Source organism: Micromonospora sp. NPDC127501 (assembly GCF_040302185.1).
Lineage (GTDB): Bacteria > Actinomycetota > Actinomycetes > Mycobacteriales > Micromonosporaceae > Micromonospora.
In genome coordinates this window covers 1-16140 of sequence record NZ_JBEORJ010000026.1, presented here as the reverse complement: position 1 = coordinate 16140, position 16140 = coordinate 1, and the positions used below count along the sequence as shown (strand labels likewise).

Annotated in this window: 15 protein-coding genes and 1 pseudogene; 7 read left to right on the top strand and 9 right to left on the bottom strand. The window is 71.6% G+C overall.

The window, feature by feature from the left end; genetic code table 11:
• Positions 1–14 precede the first annotated feature (14 nt).
• From tal to pgl, 5 genes are all read left to right on the top strand, one after another.
• Entirely contained in the window at positions 15–1190 is a 1176-nt protein-coding gene (tal, locus tag ABTW72_RS32550; protein WP_350865683.1) for a transaldolase, read from the top strand.
• On the top strand, positions 1187–2836 hold the full coding sequence (locus ABTW72_RS32545; RefSeq protein WP_350865680.1) for a phosphoglucose isomerase-related protein: 1650 nt from the start codon (positions 1187–1189) through the stop codon (positions 2834–2836). Before tal ends, ABTW72_RS32545 begins: the two co-directional genes overlap by 4 nt.
• 2 nt (positions 2837–2838) lie before the next feature.
• On the top strand, positions 2839–4392 hold the full coding sequence (gene zwf, locus ABTW72_RS32540) for a glucose-6-phosphate dehydrogenase (RefSeq protein ID WP_350865677.1): 1554 nt from the start codon (positions 2839–2841) through the stop codon (positions 4390–4392).
• On the top strand, positions 4389–5405 hold the full coding sequence (locus ABTW72_RS32535) for a glucose-6-phosphate dehydrogenase assembly protein OpcA (protein ID WP_350865675.1): 1017 nt from the start codon (positions 4389–4391) through the stop codon (positions 5403–5405). Before zwf ends, ABTW72_RS32535 begins: the two co-directional genes overlap by 4 nt.
• Positions 5406–5549: 144 nt before the next feature.
• Positions 5550–6320, top strand: coding sequence for a 6-phosphogluconolactonase (gene pgl / locus ABTW72_RS32530; RefSeq protein ID WP_350865672.1), 771 nt, complete (start codon positions 5550–5552; stop codon positions 6318–6320).
• A gap of 17 nt (positions 6321–6337) precedes the next feature.
• Here pgl and ABTW72_RS32525 read toward each other — a convergent pair whose 3' ends face one another.
• From ABTW72_RS32525 to rapZ, 8 genes are all read right to left on the bottom strand, one after another.
• On the bottom strand, positions 6338–6679 hold the full coding sequence (locus ABTW72_RS32525; RefSeq protein ID WP_091403668.1) for an RNA polymerase-binding protein RbpA: 342 nt from the start codon (positions 6677–6679) through the stop codon (positions 6338–6340).
• A 140-nt stretch (positions 6680–6819) separates the two neighbouring features.
• The gene (secG, locus tag ABTW72_RS32520; RefSeq protein ID WP_030337344.1) at positions 6820–7080 is read right to left on the bottom strand and encodes a preprotein translocase subunit SecG; all 261 of its coding nucleotides are present in this window, start codon (positions 7078–7080) and stop codon (positions 6820–6822) included.
• A gap of 96 nt (positions 7081–7176) precedes the next feature.
• Positions 7177–7968 (bottom strand): triose-phosphate isomerase, encoded by a 792-nt coding sequence (gene tpiA / locus ABTW72_RS32515; RefSeq protein WP_238685518.1) that lies wholly within the window; start codon positions 7966–7968, stop codon positions 7177–7179.
• Positions 7969–9168: a phosphoglycerate kinase gene (locus tag ABTW72_RS32510; RefSeq protein WP_350865667.1), complete on the bottom strand. Its 1200-nt coding sequence runs from the start codon at positions 9166–9168 to the stop codon at positions 7969–7971.
• Positions 9165–10169, bottom strand: coding sequence for a type I glyceraldehyde-3-phosphate dehydrogenase (gene gap, locus ABTW72_RS32505; protein WP_091403662.1), 1005 nt, complete (start codon positions 10167–10169; stop codon positions 9165–9167). The genes ABTW72_RS32510 and gap overlap by 4 nt, the downstream gene beginning before the upstream one ends.
• Positions 10170–10436: 267 nt before the next feature.
• Positions 10437–11417 carry a DNA-binding protein WhiA gene (whiA, locus tag ABTW72_RS32500; RefSeq protein WP_091403660.1) on the bottom strand — a complete coding sequence of 327 codons (981 nt, stop codon included), beginning with the start codon at positions 11415–11417 and terminating at the stop codon, positions 10437–10439.
• 54 nt (positions 11418–11471) lie between these two features.
• A complete protein-coding gene (locus ABTW72_RS32495) occupies positions 11472–12563 on the bottom strand; it encodes a gluconeogenesis factor YvcK family protein (RefSeq protein ID WP_350865662.1) in 1092 nt (363 codons plus the stop codon).
• Positions 12560–13432 (bottom strand): RNase adapter RapZ, encoded by an 873-nt coding sequence (gene rapZ / locus ABTW72_RS32490; protein WP_112588408.1) that lies wholly within the window; start codon positions 13430–13432, stop codon positions 12560–12562. Before rapZ ends, ABTW72_RS32495 begins: the two co-directional genes overlap by 4 nt.
• A 281-nt stretch (positions 13433–13713) precedes the next feature.
• On the opposite strand from rapZ, the gene ABTW72_RS32485 reads away from it, so the two are divergent.
• Positions 13714–14058: a hypothetical protein gene (locus ABTW72_RS32485; protein WP_091403656.1), complete on the top strand. Its 345-nt coding sequence runs from the start codon at positions 13714–13716 to the stop codon at positions 14056–14058.
• 76 nt (positions 14059–14134) lie between these two features.
• Positions 14135–15976: a DNA helicase RecQ gene (gene recQ / locus ABTW72_RS32480; protein ID WP_350865659.1), complete on the top strand. Its 1842-nt coding sequence runs from the start codon at positions 14135–14137 to the stop codon at positions 15974–15976.
• 72 nt (positions 15977–16048) lie between these two features.
• Here recQ and ABTW72_RS32475 read toward each other — a convergent pair.
• A pseudogene (locus ABTW72_RS32475) lies at positions 16049–16140 on the bottom strand (C39 family peptidase); the annotation flags it as partial.

Here is a 16140-nt window from a genome sequence, read left to right as displayed (position 1 = left end):
GGAGCGTGGACGGCATGACCGACAAGCTGAATGAGCTGACCGCCGCGGGCGTGGCGGTCTGGCTCGACGACCTTTCCCGGGTACGACTGAGCTCCGGCGGGCTGGACCAGCTCCGCCGCGAGAAGCACGTGGCCGGTGTCACCACCAACCCGACGATCTTCGCCAAGGCCCTGAGCGACGCCGACGAGTACAACTGGCAGCTGCGCGACCTCGCCACCCGTGGCATCGAGGTCGAGGAGTCGGTGCGCATGCTCACCACGTACGACGTGCGGTGGGCCTGCGACGTGATGCGCCCGTCGTACGACGGCAGCGAGGGCGTGGACGGCCGGGTCTCCATCGAGGTGGACCCCCGGGTGGCGCACGACAGCGACCGGACGGTGGCCGAGGCCAAGGCCCTGTGGTGGCTGGTCGACCGCCCCAACCTCTTCATCAAGATCCCGGCCACCGAGGAGGGCCTGTCGGCGATCACCGACACGCTCGCCGAGGGGATCAGCGTCAACGTCACGCTGATCTTCGGTCTGGACCGCTACTCGGCGGTCATGGAGGCGTTCCTCGCCGGTCTGGAGCAGGCCAAGGCCAACGGCCACGACCTGTCGAAGATCGGCTCGGTGGCGTCGTTCTTCGTCTCCCGGGTCGACTCCGAGGTCGACAAGCGGCTGGAGAAGGTCGGCTCCGACCAGGCCAAGGCCCTCAAGGGCAAGGCCGCCATCGCCAACGCCCAGTTGGCGTACGAGCGCTACACCGAGGTCTTCTCCTCCGACCGCTGGAAGGCGCTCGCCGCTGCCGGCGCGCACCCGCAGCGGCCGCTGTGGGCGTCCACGTCGACGAAGAACCCGGACTACCGGGACGTCATCTACGTCGAGGAGCTGATCGCCCCCGGCACTGTCAACACCATGCCCGAGTCGGTCATCCACGCGTACGCCGATCACGGCGAGACCCGCGGCGACACCATCACCGGCGCCTACGACGCGGCCCGGAAGGTCTTCGCCGACCTGGAGTCGGTCGGGGTGGACATGGACGACGTGATCGTCACCCTGGAGCGCGAGGGCGTGGAGAAGTTCGAGGCCAGCTGGCAGGAGCTGCTCGACGGGGTCCGCAAGTCCCTGGAGGCGGCGGCCAAGGGCAAGAGCGCCCCGAACAAGGCCGCCAAGGACAACGCCAAGGCCGCCGGGAAGGCCGGTGGCGCATGAGCGATCTACTTTCAGGGCCGGTGGAGGCAGCTGCCGGGCTCGCCGTGTACGGCGCGGACGCGGTCGACAAGGCCGCGCCCGCCTCGACCCGGGACGCGCTGGTCAAGGCCGGCGTCCCGGGCAAGCTGGCGGGCAAGGACGCGAGCCTGTGGGGTCCGGACGCCGAGGCCGAGGCGAAGATCCGGCTGGGCTGGGTGGACACCCACCGGCGCAGCCGCGAGCTGCTCGTCCAGTTGGCCGAGCTGACCGCGGAGCTGGCCGACCTGGATCACGTGGTGCTCGCCGGCATGGGCGGCTCGTCGCTCGCGCCCGAGGTGATCACCCGGACGCTGGGTCGCCCGTTGACAGTGCTGGACACCACCGACCCGGGCCAGGTCCGGGCGGCGCTCGGTGACCGGCTGGAGCGCACCGTCGTGGTGGTGGCCAGCAAGTCCGGGTCGACGGTGGAGACCGACAGCCACCGGCGCGCGTACTGGCAGGCGTTCCTGGACGCCGGGATGACCGAGGCGGAGGCCGGCCGGCACTTCGTCATCGTCACCGACCCGGGTTCGCCGCTGGAGACCACCGCAGCCGAGATGGGCGCGTTCACGGTGCTCGCCGACCCGAACGTCGGCGGCCGGTACTCGGCGCTCACCGCGTTCGGTCTGGTGCCCTCGGCGCTGGCCGGGGTCGAGGTCGCGGAGCTGCTCGACCAGGCCGACGCGCTGGCCACGTCGCTCGGCGCGGACCAGAACAACCCGGCGCTGGCGCTGGGCGCCGCCCTGGGCGCCGCGGCCACGCTGGCCCGGGACAAGGTCGCCCTGGTCTCCGACGGCACCGGCATCGACGGGCTCGGCGACTGGGCCGAGCAGCTGATCGCCGAGTCGACCGGCAAGGCCGGGGTGGGCATCCTCCCGGTGGTCGTGGAGTCTCCGCAGAGCCCCGGCGCCACCGGCGCGGACGTGCTGACGGTCAGCTACGGCGGCGCGCTGGCCCCCGGTGACATGCCGGGCGGCGGGGCCAACCCGGACGTGGCCGTCAACGGCCCGCTGGGCGCGCAGTTCCTGGCCTGGGAGTACGCCACCGCGGTGGCCGGCGTGGTGCTCGGCATCGACCCGTTCAACCAGCCGAACGTCACCGAGTCCAAGGAGAACACCAACAAGATCCTGGCCTCGGGCCTGCCGGCGGAGACGCCGTCGTTCACCGAGGGCGCGATCGAGGTGTACGCCCCGCAGGGCACCCCCGGAGACCTGGCCGGTGTGCTGCGCTGGCTGCTCGACGGGCTGGGCGACGAGGGTTACCTCGCGGTGATGGCGTACCTCGACCGGTTCGCCGACGCCGACACGGCCCGGCTCCGGTCGCTGCTGGCTCAGGCGAGCGGCCGGCCGGTCACCTTCGGCTGGGGTCCGCGCTTCCTGCACTCGACCGGCCAGTACCACAAGGGCGGCCCGCAGGTGGGCAGCTACCTCCAGGTGACCGGCGCGGTCGCCGAGGACCTGGAGGTGCCGGGCAAGCCGTACACCTTCGGTGAGTTGCAGGCGGCGCAGGCCGCCGGTGACCGGCAGGCTCTCGCCGGTCGGGAGCGGCCGGTGCTGCGGTTGCACCTGACCGACCGGGCCGCCGGTGTCGCCCAACTACTGGACGCGGCCGGTGATCTGCGGGCGTGAGGATGGACGACGTGACTGAAGCGGAGCGAGGAGGCGGTCCGGTGAACCCGCTGCGCGACCCGCAGGACCGCCGGTTGCCCCGGATCCCGGAGCCCTGCGCTCTGGTGATCTTCGGGGTGACCGGCGACCTGGCCCGCAAGAAGCTGCTCCCCGCGGTCTACGACCTGGCCAACCGGGGGCTGTTGCCGCCGGGCTTCGTGGTGCTCGGTTTCGCGCGCCGCGACTGGGGTGACGGCGACTTCGAAACGTTGGCCTGCGAGGCTGCCCGCAAGCACGCCCGCACCCCGTGGCGCGACGAGGTGTGGGCGCGGCTGGCCGGCAACATCAAGTTCGTCGGCGGGTCGTTCGACGACGACGCCGCCTTCGACCAGCTCGCCTCGACGTTGGACGATCTGCGTCAGACCCACGGCATTGCCGGCAACGCGGCGTTCTACTTCTCCATCCCGCCGGCCGCGTTCCCCGTCGTGCTCAAGCAGCTGGCCCGCACCGGGATGGCCGACAACGACAAGTCCGGCGGTTGGCGCCGGGTCGTCGTGGAGAAGCCGTTCGGCAACGACCTGCCCTCGGCGAAGGCGCTCAACGACCTCGTCGACGACGTGTTCACCCGGCAGGACGTCTTCCGGATCGACCACTACCTGGGCAAGGAGACGGTTCAGAACATCCTCGCCCTGCGGTTCGCCAACAACCTGTTCGAGCCGCTGTGGAACTCCAAGTACGTCGACTCGGTGCAGATCACCATGGCGGAGGACGTCGGCATCGGCACCCGCGCCGGCTTCTACGACACCGTCGGCACCGCCCGCGACGTGCTGCAGAACCACCTTCTCCAACTCCTCGCCCTGGTGGCGATGGAGGAGCCGACCAGCTTCGACGCCGACGAGATCCGGGCCGAGAAGCTGAAGGTGCTCAAGGCCATCACCCTGCCCAAGGACGTCGCCCGGGACACCGTGCGCGGTCAGTACCTGCCGGGCTGGGTCGGCGGCGAACGCGCTGTCGGTTACCTGGATGAGCGGGACGTCCCCGCCGACTCCACCACCGAGACGTACGTGGCGGTGCGGTTGGGTATCCAGAACCGCCGCTGGGCGGAGGTGCCGTTCTACATCCGGGCCGGCAAGCGGCTGCCCCGGCGGGTCACCGAGGTCGCCATCATCTTCAAGAAGGCGCCGCACCTGCCGTTCAACGACGCCGACATGGAGTCGCTGGGCAACAACCAGTTGGTCATCCGGGTGCAGCCGGACGAGGGCGTGGTGCTCAAGTTCGGCTCGAAGGTGCCGGGCACGACCATGGAGGTCCGCGACATCGCGATGGACTTCCAGTACGGCGAGGCGTTCACCGAGTCCAGCCCCGAGGCGTACGAGCGTCTGGTGCTGGACGTGCTGATCGGCGACCGCACCCTGTTCCCGGACGCGGCCGAGGTCGAGCAGAGCTGGCAGGTGATCGACCCCCTGGAGCACGCCTGGGCGGGCACCACCCCGGAGCCGTACCGGGCCGGCGAGTGGGGCCCCCGGGCCTCCGACGAGATGCTGGCCCGCGAGGGCCGCGCCTGGAGACGAGCATGATCGGGCTGTGGGACACCACCGGCAACGAGGTGGTCAAGGCGCTCGCCGCCGAGCGGCGCAGCGCCGGCGGGGTGGCCAGCGGCATGGCGCTCACCCTCATCGTGGTCGTGGACGAGAAGCGGGTCCGGGAGGCGGAGGCCGCGGCGACGATCGCCGCCGCCGCGCACCCGTGTCGCCTCGTGGTGGTGGTCCGCTCGGAGATCGAGCGGGACCGCAACCGACTGGACGCGGAGATCGTGGTCGGGGGCCGGCTCGGCCCGTGCGAGGCGGTGGTCACCCGGATGTACGGCCGGTTGTCCCTGCACGCCGAGTCGGTCGTGATGCCGCTGCTCGTTCCCGACGTACCGGTTGTCACCTGGTGGCACGGTGAGCCACCGGCGGAGATCGCCACCGACTTCCTCGGGGTGGTGGCCGACCGGAGGATCACCGACTCCGCGCAGGCCGCCGACCCGGTGGAGGCGCTGCGGCAGCGTGCCCGGGACTACGCCCCGGGCGACACCGACCTGGCGTGGACCCGGATCACCCCGTGGCGCACCCTGGTCGCCGGAGCGTTCGACACCACCAGCGCCCAGGTCACCGAGGCGACCATCGTCGCGCCTCCCACGGACCCGACGGCGACGCTGATGGCCGGTTGGCTCTCCAGCCGGCTCGGCATCACCCCACGCCGGGTGGACAGCAACGAGTTCCCTCGGATGCGGGAGGTGCAGCTCAGCTGCGCCAACGGCGACCAGCTGACGCTGACCCGCGAGGACAGCCTGGCGGTGTTCCGGCGGACGGGCCAGGACGACCGGGCCCTGCCGCTGGTGCGCCGCCCGCTCGGCGACGAGCTCGCCGAGGAGCTGCGCCGGCTGGACGCCGACCAGGTGTACGCCGAGGCGCTGGGCGCGACGGTCGGGCTGCGGGGGCTGGAGCAGCGCCCCGCGCAGCGGGTCCACGTCTGGAAGGATCCGGCCACCGCGCAGCGCGCCGAGGCCGGCGTGACCGCGCACGTCGGCACGAGCGGCGAGGGCTGAGCCCAGCCGGGGCACGACGTCGGGCAGGGCCGGTACGCACCGGCCCTGCCCCGCAATCTCCGGGGTTTTCCGCCCCACCACCTCGGGCACACCGCCCCGGGCACGACAGCGACCGCCTCGCGGTCGGGAAACGAAGGCGTAACCATGAGTGAGGCGAGTGTCGCCGTCCACGCCGACGCCGACCTGCTGGCGCAGGCCGTGGCGGCCCGGTTGCTGGTGAAGCTGCTCGACGCCCAGGCCGACCGGGGCGAAGCCTCGGTGGTGCTCACCGGAGGTCGGGTCGCCGCCGCCGTGTACCGGGCGGTGGCGACGCTGCCGGCCCGCGACGCGGTGGACTGGTCCCGGGTCGACGTGTGGTGGGGCGACGAACGGTTCCTGCCCGCCGGTGACCCGGACCGCAACGAGACGCAGGCCCGCGCCGCCCTGCTGGACGTGGTGCCACTGGATCCGGCCCGGGTGCACGCGATGCCGGCCTCGGACGGCCCGGCCGGCAACGACCCCGAGGCGGCGGCTGCCGCGTACGCGGAGGAACTGGCCCGCGCCGCCCGGCCCGGGCACGCCACACTGCCGCACTTCGACGTGCTGATGCTCGGCGTCGGCGAGGACGGCCACGTGGCCTCGGTCTTCCCCGAGCACCCGGCGGGCTACGAGACCCGGCCGGTCAGCGCGGTGCGGGGCAGCCCCAAGCCGCCGCCGACGCGGACCACCCTCACCCTGCCGGCGATCAACACCGCCGAGGAGGTCTGGCTGGTGGCCGCCGGCGCCGACAAGGCTCGCGCGGTGGGTATGGCGTTGGCCGGCGCCGGCCCGGTGCAGTTGCCGGCGGCCGGCGTGCACGGCGTGAACCGCACCCGCTGGCTGCTGGACCGGGCGGCCGCAGCCGACGTACCCGTCCGACTGCGCAGCCTGCGCTGAGCGCGGGGAGGAGCCCGCTACTCGCCGCGTCGACGGCGTAGTGCGGCGAGCGCCTCGGCGAGCAGGGCTTCCCCCTCCTCGGCGGTGCGCCGCTCCTTCACGTACGCCAGGTGGCTCTTGTACGGCTCGGCGCGGACCCGACCCGGCGGGTTCTGGGCGTCCCGACCGGCGGGTAGGCCACAGCGGGGGCAGTCCCACAGGGGTGGCGGTTCGACGTCCGCGGCGATCCGGATGTCGACCCGGTGGTCGTTACGGCACCAGTAGCTGACGTCCTGTCGGGGGGCGGGTTGGTGCCGCTCGTCCGGGCGCATCGGTGCGGACCCGACCCGGGCTCCCCGGATAACGTTGCCATTCGGCACGGCTGCTCGCTCCTGTCGTCGGAGGGGACCCGCCGTCTTCGGGGGTGGAGCGGCGGGCGACGCGGTGCAGCGGAGAAAAGCCTGCGCGCGGCCCGTCGAGTGACGAACCGCGCGCAGATTGTACGACTTACTGAGCCTGCTCAGGCGCCGCTGTTCATTTGGAGGCGCAGCCAGAGCCCGAGGCCGACGATCGCGGCGAACCAGACGACGCTCACCAGAACGGTGTAGCGGTCCAGGTTCTTCTCCGCGACCGAGGAGCCGGCGAGGCTGGAGCTGACGCCACCGCCGAACATGCTCGACAGACCGCCACCCTTGCCGCGGTGCAGCAGGATCAGCAGGGTGAGCAGAATGCTCGTGATGACCAGCAACACGATCAACGTGTATGCGAACCAGATCGGCATGGCTGGGGTCAGTTCCTCTCGTAGCGATCCTCGCCCGGTCTGATCGGGCACGGCGGCACCGACCGGCGGACGGGCGGTGTCAAGGATACCGAGCGATCAGCGGGCGAGGTGCTCCGGGAACCGGCAGATCTGAGCGAATTCCTCGGCGTCCAGGCTGGCGCCCCCCACCAGGCCCCCGTCCACGTCCGGTTGGGCCATGATCGAGGCGATGTTGGACGCCTTGACCGAGCCGCCGTAGAGAACCCGAACCTGGTCGGCGGTCTCCTGGTCGAAGCGTTCCGCCAGTCGCTGACGCACCGCCCCGCAGACCTCCTGGGCGTCGTCCGGGGTCGCGGTCTTGCCCGTGCCGATCGCCCAGACCGGCTCGTACGCGATCACGACCTGCCGCACCTGCTCGGGGGTGAGCCCGGCGAGGCCCCCGTCGAGCTGGTCGGAGCAGTGCGCCACGTGGGTGCCCTGCTCGCGGACGTCCAGCCCCTCCCCCACGCACAGGATCGGCGTCAGGCCGTGCGTCAGCGCCGCCTTGACCTTGGCGTTGACCAGCGCGTCGTCCTCGTGGTGGTAGGCCCGCCGCTCGGAGTGCCCGACCACCACGTACGTGCAGCCGAGCTTGGCCAGCAGCGGCCCGGAGATGTCCCCGGTGTACGCGCCGGACGCGTGCGGGGAGAGGTCCTGCCCGCCGTAGCCGATCAGCAGCTTGTCCCCGTCCACCGCGGTCTGCACGGTGCGCAGGTCGGTGAAGGGCGGCAGCACGACCGTCTCGACGTCGGTGAGCTGCTTCTCGGTGAGGCTCGCCGCCAGCTTCTGCACCAGCAGGTTGGCCTCGAGGTGGTTGAGGTTCATCTTCCAGTTGCCGGCCATCAGCGGCCGGCGGGTGGTGCTCGACATTCAGTTCTCCAGGGCCGCGATGCCGGGGAGGGTCTTGCCCTCGAGGTATTCCAGGGAGGCGCCACCACCGGTGGAGATGTGCCCGAAGGACGACTCGTCCAGCCCCAGGGCACGCACCGCGGCTGCACTGTCACCGCCGCCGACGACACTGAACGCGTCGGCCTTGGTGATCGCCTCGGCGATCCCCCGGGTGCCCGCCGCGAAGGCCGGCATCTCGAACACGCCCATCGGGCCGTTCCAGAAGATCGTCTTCGCCTGGGACAGCGCGGCGCTGAAGCCGGCCACCGTCTCCGGGCCGACATCCAGGCCGAGCCGGTGGCTCGGGATGCCGTCGACCCGCACCGTGTCGTGCGCCGCGTCCGGAGCGAACGCGTCCGCGACCACCACGTCGACCGGCAGCATGATCTTGCCCCCGGACCGCTCCAGCAGGTTGCGGCAGGTGTCGACCATGTCCTTCTCCAGCAGCGAGGTGCCCACCTCCAGGCCCTGGGCCTTGAGGAAGGTGAAGCACATGCCGCCACCGATGAGCAGCCGGTCGACAGTGGGCAGCAGAGCCTCGATCACGGCGAGCTTGTCGGACACCTTCGACCCACCGAGCACCACCACGTACGGGCGTTCCGGGTCACCGGTGAGCTTGGAGAGCACCTCGACCTCACGCAGCACCAGCCGGCCCGCGACGTGCGGCAACCGGGCCGGCACGTCGAAGACACTGGCGTGCTTGCGGTGCACGGCACCGAACGCGTCGTCCACGTACGCGTCGCCGAACGCGGCGAGCTGGTCGGCGAAGGCGCCCCGCTCGGCCTCGTCCTTGCTGGTCTCCCCGGCGTTGAAACGCAGGTTCTCCAGAAGGGCGACCTGACCGTCGGCCAGGTCGGCGACGGTGGAGCGGGCGGAATCACCGACGGTGTCGGTGGCGAAGTGCACCGGCGCGCCGAGCAGCTCACCGAGCCGCCCGGCGACCGGACCCAGGCTGAACTGCGGGTCCGGAGCGCCCTTCGGGCGGCCCAGGTGCGAGCAGACGACCACCTTCGCGCCGGCCTCGACCAGCGCGCCGAGAGTCGGCAGCACCGCGCGGATCCGGCCGTCATCAGTGATGGCACCGGTCTGCTTGTCGAGCGGGACGTTCAGGTCGGCGCGCACCAGCACGCGCCGACTCGACACCCCCTCGGCGAGCAGGTCGTCGAGGGTCCGGATGCTCACAGCGACGAACCGACCAGCTTGACGAGGTCGACCAGGCGGTTGGAGTAGCCCCACTCGTTGTCGTACCAGCCGACGACCTTGACCTGGTTGCCGACGACCTTGGTCAGCGGCGCGTCGAAGATGCACGACGCCGGGTCGGTCACGATGTCGGTGGAGACGATCGGGTCCTCGTTGTAGACCAGGATGCCCTTGAGCGGGCCGTCCGCGGCGGCCTTCAGCGCGGCGTTGACCTCGTCCACGGTGGTCTCGCGACCCACGTTGACGGTGAGGTCGGTGACCGAGCCGGTCGGGATCGGCACCCGCAGGGCGTACCCGTCGAGCTTGCCCTTGAGGTCCGGCAGGACCAGGCCGATCGCCTTGGCGGCGCCGGTCGAGGTCGGCACGATGTTCAGCGCGGCGGCGCGGGCCCGACGCAGGTCCGAGTGCGGCGCGTCCTGGAGGTTCTGGTCCTGGGTGTACGCGTGGATCGTCGTCATCAGACCGTGCTGGATGCCGAACGTGTCGTGCAGGACCTTCGCCATCGGGGCGAGGCAGTTGGTGGTGCACGAGGCGTTGGAGATGATGGTGTGCTTCGCCGGGTCGTAGGTGTCGTGGTTGACACCCATGACGACGGTGACGTCCTCGTTCTTCGCCGGGGCGGAGATGATGACCTTCTTGGCCCCACCGTCGACGTGCGCCTTGGCCTTGGTGGCGTCGGTGAAGAAGCCGGTCGACTCGATGACGACGTCGGCGCCGACCTCGCCCCACGGCAGCTTCGACGGGTCCTTCTCGGCGTACGCCTTGATGGTCCTGCCACCGACGGTGATCTCGTCGGCGGTGGCCTTGACCTCGTACGGCAGGCGACCGAGGATGCTGTCGTACTTGAGCAGGTGGGCGAGCGTGGCGTTGTCGGTCAGGTCGTTCACCGCCACGACCTCGATGTCGGCGTCAGACGCCAGCACTGCCCGGAAGAAGTTACGGCCGATTCGGCCAAAGCCGTTGATGCCAACCCGGATGGTCACAGGTCCCATCTCCTCGCGTTCTGGTCCGCCGGCTTCAGACAACGGGCCGGCGGGAATGGTGTGCGCCGACCGTTGGAGCCGGCCGTCGACGGTTCATCTCGGCCACCCCGCCGCGCGGTCTGAGGACCTGACCGCCCGAGGCGGTGGGGCACGACGAGGAGTGCCGGTGTCGGCCCCCTTGCCGTACGCAGCGACCCTATCCGAGCGTGCGAGACCACGCTGCGCCGGGTCGTGCTCCCGGGCGCACCGTGCGGCCCCACCGTCCTATCAGACCACGAGCATGTCGGGCGTGACGGCTGCTTCCGTATCCGGGATGCCGAGGTCGCGGGCCCGCTTGTCGGCCAGCGCCAGGAGCCGGCGGATCCGCCCCGCGATGGCGTCCTTGGTCAGCGGGGGGTCGGCCAGGGCCCCCAGCTCCTCCAGCGACGCCTGACGGTGCTCCAGACGCAGTCGACCGGCGTCGGTCAGGTGGTTGGGCGCCTCGTCGGCGAGGATCTCCAGCGCACGGGTGACCCGGGCGGCCGCGGCGACCGCCGCCCGCGCCGAACGGCGCAGGTTGGCGTCGTCGAAGTTGGCGAGCCGGTTGGCGGTGGCCCGCACCTCGCGGCGTACCCGACGCTCCTCCCAGGCCAGCACGCTGGAGTGCGCGCCGATCCGGGTGAGCAGCGCGGCGATCGCGTCACCGTCCTTGACGACCACCCGGTCCACCCCGCGTACCTCACGGTTCTTCGCGGTGATGCCGATGCGACGGGCCGCGCCGACCAGCGCCAGCGCCGACTCCGGCCCCGGACAGGTGATCTCCAACGCGCTGGAGCGGCCCGGCTCGGTGAGCGAGCCGTGGGCCATGAACGCGCCCCGCCACGCGGCGACCGCGCAGCAGACGTTGGCCGCCACCACGTGCGGGGGCAGCCCACGCACCGGGCGACCCCGCACGTCGAGCAGGCCGGTCTGCCGTGCCAGGGCCTCGCCGTCCTTGACCACCCGCACGATGAAGTGGCTGCCCTTGCGCAGCCCACCGGAGGCCAGCACGTGGATCTCGCTGGGGTAGCCGTAGACCTCGGCGATCTCGCGGCGCAGCCGCCGGGCCACCGCCCCGGTGTCCAGTTCAGCCTCCACCACCACGCGACCGGAAACGATGTGCAGCCCGCCAGCGAAGCGCAGCAGCGCGGCCATCTCCGCCCGCCGGCAGCAGGGCTTGGGCACGTCGACCCGACTCAGCTCGTCCTTGACCGCGGCCGTCATCGCCATTGTGCGTCCCCTCACGGACCTGTTCCGGCGTGTCGCCGGAGATTACGTACGTGTCTAACGATCGGCGCCCAGGACAGGCACCAGCGCGGCGCCCAGGGCAGCCGGATCATGGCGGGGAGTCCCGTCGACAACGGCGACGGGGGCGAGGACCAGGCGGGCACCCAGCGATTCTGCCGCACGTTCGACCGGTTCGGGGTCACCCACCGCCTTGGCATCGGCGAGCACAAGATCGACCTTGAGTTCGGGCAGGTACCAGTGCAGCGCCGCGAGGTGATCGGCGACGGAGAGCCCGAGGGTCTCCTTCTCCGCGGCGAGGTTCAGCGTGACGAGCCGCCGGGCCGAGGTGGACACGATCGCGTCGGCCAACTGCGGCACCAGCAGGTGCGGAAGCACACTCGTGTACCAACTGCCCGGCCCGAAGATCAACCAATCGGCCGCCCGGATCGCCTCGATGGCCTCGGCGCACGCCGGTGGGGCGCTCGGCGTGAGGCGCAGCGACTCGACCCGGCCGGTGGTGACTGCTACCTGGTGCTGGCCACTGACCGTGCGCACCTCGTCCGGGGCGGCCGGGTCGGCACCGCGTACCCGCGCCTCGATGCCGACCGGTTGGCGGGACATCGGCAGCACCCGGCCCACCGCGCCGAGCATCGCCCCGGCGTGCTCCAGCGCGGCCACCGGGTCGCCGAGCAGCTCCATGAGGCCGCAGAGCACCAGGTTGCCCACCGCGTGCCCGGTCAGACCGTCGGTCCCGGTCGACGCCCCGTCGGTGCCGCGAAGGGCCGCGCCGTCCGTGCCGCCCTGGGCCGCGCCGTCCCGGTCCGGGTCGTCGCCCGCCGCCGGGCCCGGGCCGGTCGCGCCGGATCCGGGTACGCCCACCGGTACGGCGGCGAAGCGGTGCTGGAACAGCCCGGCGCTGCGCCGGGTGGCCGGGTGGTCCCCGGCCAACGCCACCAGCGCCTGGCGCAGATCTCCCGGCGGCAGGCCACCCCGCTCGGCCCGCAGCCGACCACTGGAACCACCGTCGTCACCCACCGTGACCACCGCGGTGATGTCGAGGTCGAGTTCCGGAGCGCAGTGACGCAGCGCGCGCAACGAGGCGGACAGGCCGTGCCCGCCGCCGAACGCCACCACCCGCCGGGCCGTCATTCCCGCCCCAGGTCGCGGTGCTGGGCGTTCGCCGCCAACCCGGAGTGACGTAGTCGGCTGGCCAACTCCTCGGCGATGGCCACGCTGCGGTGCTTGCCGCCGGTGCAGCCCACGGCGACCGTGAGGTACCGCTTGCCCTCCCGCTCGAAGCCGGTAGTGGTGGCGTTGACCAGGTCGGCGTACGAGGCGACGAAGGCGTCCGCGCCCTCCTGACCCAGCACGTACGCGCTGACCGCCTCCTCCCGCCCGGTGTGCTCACGCAGCTCCGGAACCCAGTACGGGTTGGGCAGGAAACGGGCGTCCAACACGAAATCGGCGTCCGGTGGCAGGCCGTACTTGAAGCCGAACGACAACACCGTGACCCGCAGCCGGCGGGCGTCCTCGCCGCCGAACAGCTCCTCGATGCGGCGCCGGAGCTGGTTGACGTTCAGGTGGCTGGTGTCGATGATCACGTCGGCCTGGTCGCGGGCCTCCTCCAGCAGGCCGCGTTCCACGGCGATGCCGTCGGCCAGCCGCCCGTCACCCTGCAACGGGTGCGAACGCCGAACGCTCTCGAACCGCCGGATCAGCACCTCGTCGTCGGCGTCGACGAAGACCACCCGGGGCGAGAATCCGCGCTCCTTGAGCTCCCGGATCGCCCCGGCCAGGTCGGTGGAGAAGGCCCGCGACCGCACGTCCAGCACCATCGCGGTACGCCGGGCCGCACCGCCGGCCTTGAACGCCAGCTCGGCCATGTCCAGCATCAGGGCCTGCGGCAGGTTGTCCACGACGTAGTAGCCGACGTTCTCCAACGCCCGGGCCACAGTGCTGCGGCCGCCCCCGGAGAGGCCGGTGACCACCACGAGGGTGGTCTCCGACTCGGCCGCCATCTGCTCGTCACCGGCATCCGGGCCGTCGATCCGGTCACCGGTTGTGCGCGCCTCGCTCACCCGTACCCCCAAGCCGTGGCGCCGCGGCCGCCTCGGCCGCGATTGGTCAATCAGCGACTCTATCCCGCCGTCGGGTCGCGGCCCGGCACCCGTGGCCGGGCGGCGGCCGCGGACCGTTTCGAGGGTCGCCCTCCCGACAGCGCGCACGCTTGATGACGATCAGTAGTTGTCAATACGCTCAACGTGATCGTCGCAGGTCAGACCGACATCTGGAGGGTGCGATGCACGACCTGGCGGACAAGAACAAGTACGTCGGCTTCCTGTTCATGCGAATCAGCCCCGAGTACTTCGCCCTCGGTCGCGAGGGCATCCACGAGATCTCCGCCGAGCACGCCCGCGACCTGGGCCGCTTCGCCAAGCAGCTCACCCACGTCGTCTGCACCGGGGTGAACGGCAAGTACGACCAGGTCACCATGGTCGAGGCCGACACGCTCGAGGAGATCAACGCGGCGGCCACCGCCTTCCGCATGGGCAACAAGGCCCGCTACATCGAGATCGTCGACATCGTGGTCGGGATGAAGGCCCCGCCGCGCGGCCTGGCCAACCGGTCCAGCCAGCCCGGCTGACGGCGTCGCCCGTCCGGCCCACCCGACCCGGGTGCGCCGGGCGGGCGCTGTCGGGGTCGGCTCGTAGACTCCCCGGATGGCTTCTCCCACCGACCTGCGGGCCGAGGACGCGCTGCCGGTGCTGCGTCGGGTGTTCGGCTACGACGCCTTCCGCGGTTTCCAGCAGGACGTGATCGACCATGTGGTCGCCGGGGGCGACGCGCTGGTGTTGATGCCCACCGGTGGCGGCAAGTCCCTGTGCTACCAGATCCCGGCCCTGGTCCGCGACGGGGTCGCCGTCGTCGTGTCCCCACTGATCGCGCTCATGCAGGACCAGGTGGACGCCCTCACCGCGGTCGGCGTACGCGCCGGGTTCCTCAACTCGACCCAGACCCTGGACGCCCGGCGGCGGGTGGAGGCCGCCTTCGTCGCCGGCGAGCTGGACCTGCTCTACCTGGCCCCGGAGGCGCTCGGCGTCCGATCCACCCTCGCCCTGCTCGACCGGGGCCGCATCTCCCTGTTCGCGATCGACGAGGCGCACTGCGTGTCCCAGTGGGGGCACGACTTCCGCCCCGACTACCTCGCGCTCTCGATGCTGCACGAACGCTGGCCGCAGGTCCCCCGCATCGCCCTGACCGCCACCGCGACCAGCGCCACCCGCACCGAGATCGCGACCCGACTCAAACTCGACGACGCCCGGCACTTCGTGGCCAGCTTCGACCGGCCCAACATCCAGTACCGGATCGTGCCCAAACGGGAGCCCCGCAAGCAGTTGCTGACCCTGCTGCGCGACGAGCACCCCGGCGACGCCGGCATCGTCTACTGCCTGTCCCGGGCCTCGGTCGACAAGACGGCGGAGTTCCTCACCGCCAACGGGGTCGCCGCGCTGCCGTACCACGCGGGGCTGGACGCGGGCACCCGCGCTCGCAACCAGCAGCGCTTCCTGCGGGAAGACGGCCTGGTCATGGTGGCCACCATCGCCTTCGGCATGGGCATCGACAAGCCCGACGTCAGGTTCGTCGCCCACCTCGACCTGCCCAAGTCCGTCGAGGGCTACTACCAGGAGACCGGCCGCGCCGGCCGTGACGGCCTGCCGTCCACCGCCTGGCTGGCGTACGGGCTTCAGGACGTGGTCCAGCAACGCAAGATGATCGAGACGTCCGACGGGGACCTCGCCCACCGCCGCAACCTGGCCGCGCACCTGGATGCGATGCTCGCCCTCTGCGAGACGGTGCGCTGCCGGCGGGTCCAACTGCTCGAATACTTCGGCGAGACGTCGACGGCCGCCTGCGGCAACTGCGACACCTGCCTCACCCCACCGGAGTCCTGGGACGGCACCGTCGCCGCCCAGAAGTTGCTCTCTGCCGTCTTCCGCCTCGACCGCGAACGCAACCAGCGCTTTGGCGCCGGGCACTGCATCGACATCCTGCTCGGCAAGCAGACCGACAAGATCAGCCAGTACGGTCACGATTCGCTGACCGTCTTCGGCATCGGCTCCGAGCTCAGCGAGGCCGAGTGGCGGGGCGTGGTCCGGCAACTGCTCGCCGAGGGGCTCCTCGCCGTGGAGGGCGACTACGGCACGCTGGCGCTGACCGAGGCGAGCGCCGACGTCCTCGCTCGCCGCCGTACGGTCACCATGCGCCGCGAGCCGGAGAAGCCGGCATCGAGCCGCTCATCGAAGCCGCGCGGCGCGTCCACAGTCGTGGCCGAGCTGACCCCGGCAGCCGCGTCGCTGTTCGAGCGGCTGCGAGCCTGGCGCGCGACCACCGCCAAGGAGCAGGGCGTGCCGGCGTACGTCATCTTCCACGACGCCACGCTGCGACAGATCGCCAGCGACGCGCCCAGCACGCTGGCCGACCTGTCCCGGGTCAGCGGAGTCGGCGAGAACAAACTCGCCAAGTACGGCGAGCAGATCCTGACCGTCCTCGCCACCGACTGACTGAGGTCATGCCGAAGGGCCGGGCCCCGTGGTGGGGTCCGGCCCTTCGGCGTGTGTGCGGGTGGTGTGGGGTCAGCTGGTGGCGTAGCCGCGGGTGGCGATCCAGTCCGCGAGGTGCTCGACGCTGATCCAGTAGGAGGCGGTGTTCGCATCGGCGGAGTCGG

Excerpts from the sequence above, each read along its gene's own strand:
- rapZ (WP_112588408.1), bottom strand. The coding sequence starts at position 13,432 with ATGGCGGCCGAGTCGGAGACCACCCTCGTGGTGGTCACCGGCCTCTCC.
- ABTW72_RS32545 (WP_350865680.1), top strand. The coding sequence starts at position 1,187 with ATGAGCGATCTACTTTCAGGGCCGGTGGAGGCAGCTGCCGGGCTCGCC.
- whiA (WP_091403660.1), bottom strand. The coding sequence starts at position 11,417 with ATGGCGATGACGGCCGCGGTCAAGGACGAGCTGAGTCGGGTCGACGTG.
- recQ (WP_350865659.1), top strand. The coding sequence starts at position 14,135 with ATGGCTTCTCCCACCGACCTGCGGGCCGAGGACGCGCTGCCGGTGCTG.
- ABTW72_RS32485 (WP_091403656.1), top strand. The coding sequence starts at position 13,714 with ATGCACGACCTGGCGGACAAGAACAAGTACGTCGGCTTCCTGTTCATG.
- zwf (WP_350865677.1), top strand. The coding sequence starts at position 2,839 with ATGGACGACGTGACTGAAGCGGAGCGAGGAGGCGGTCCGGTGAACCCG.
- ABTW72_RS32495 (WP_350865662.1), bottom strand. The coding sequence starts at position 12,563 with ATGACGGCCCGGCGGGTGGTGGCGTTCGGCGGCGGGCACGGCCTGTCC.
- secG (WP_030337344.1), bottom strand. The coding sequence starts at position 7,080 with ATGCCGATCTGGTTCGCATACACGTTGATCGTGTTGCTGGTCATCACG.
- pgl (WP_350865672.1), top strand. The coding sequence starts at position 5,550 with ATGAGTGAGGCGAGTGTCGCCGTCCACGCCGACGCCGACCTGCTGGCG.
- ABTW72_RS32535 (WP_350865675.1), top strand. The coding sequence starts at position 4,389 with ATGATCGGGCTGTGGGACACCACCGGCAACGAGGTGGTCAAGGCGCTC.
- tal (WP_350865683.1), top strand. The coding sequence starts at position 15 with ATGACCGACAAGCTGAATGAGCTGACCGCCGCGGGCGTGGCGGTCTGG.
- tpiA (WP_238685518.1), bottom strand. The coding sequence starts at position 7,968 with ATGTCGAGCACCACCCGCCGGCCGCTGATGGCCGGCAACTGGAAGATG.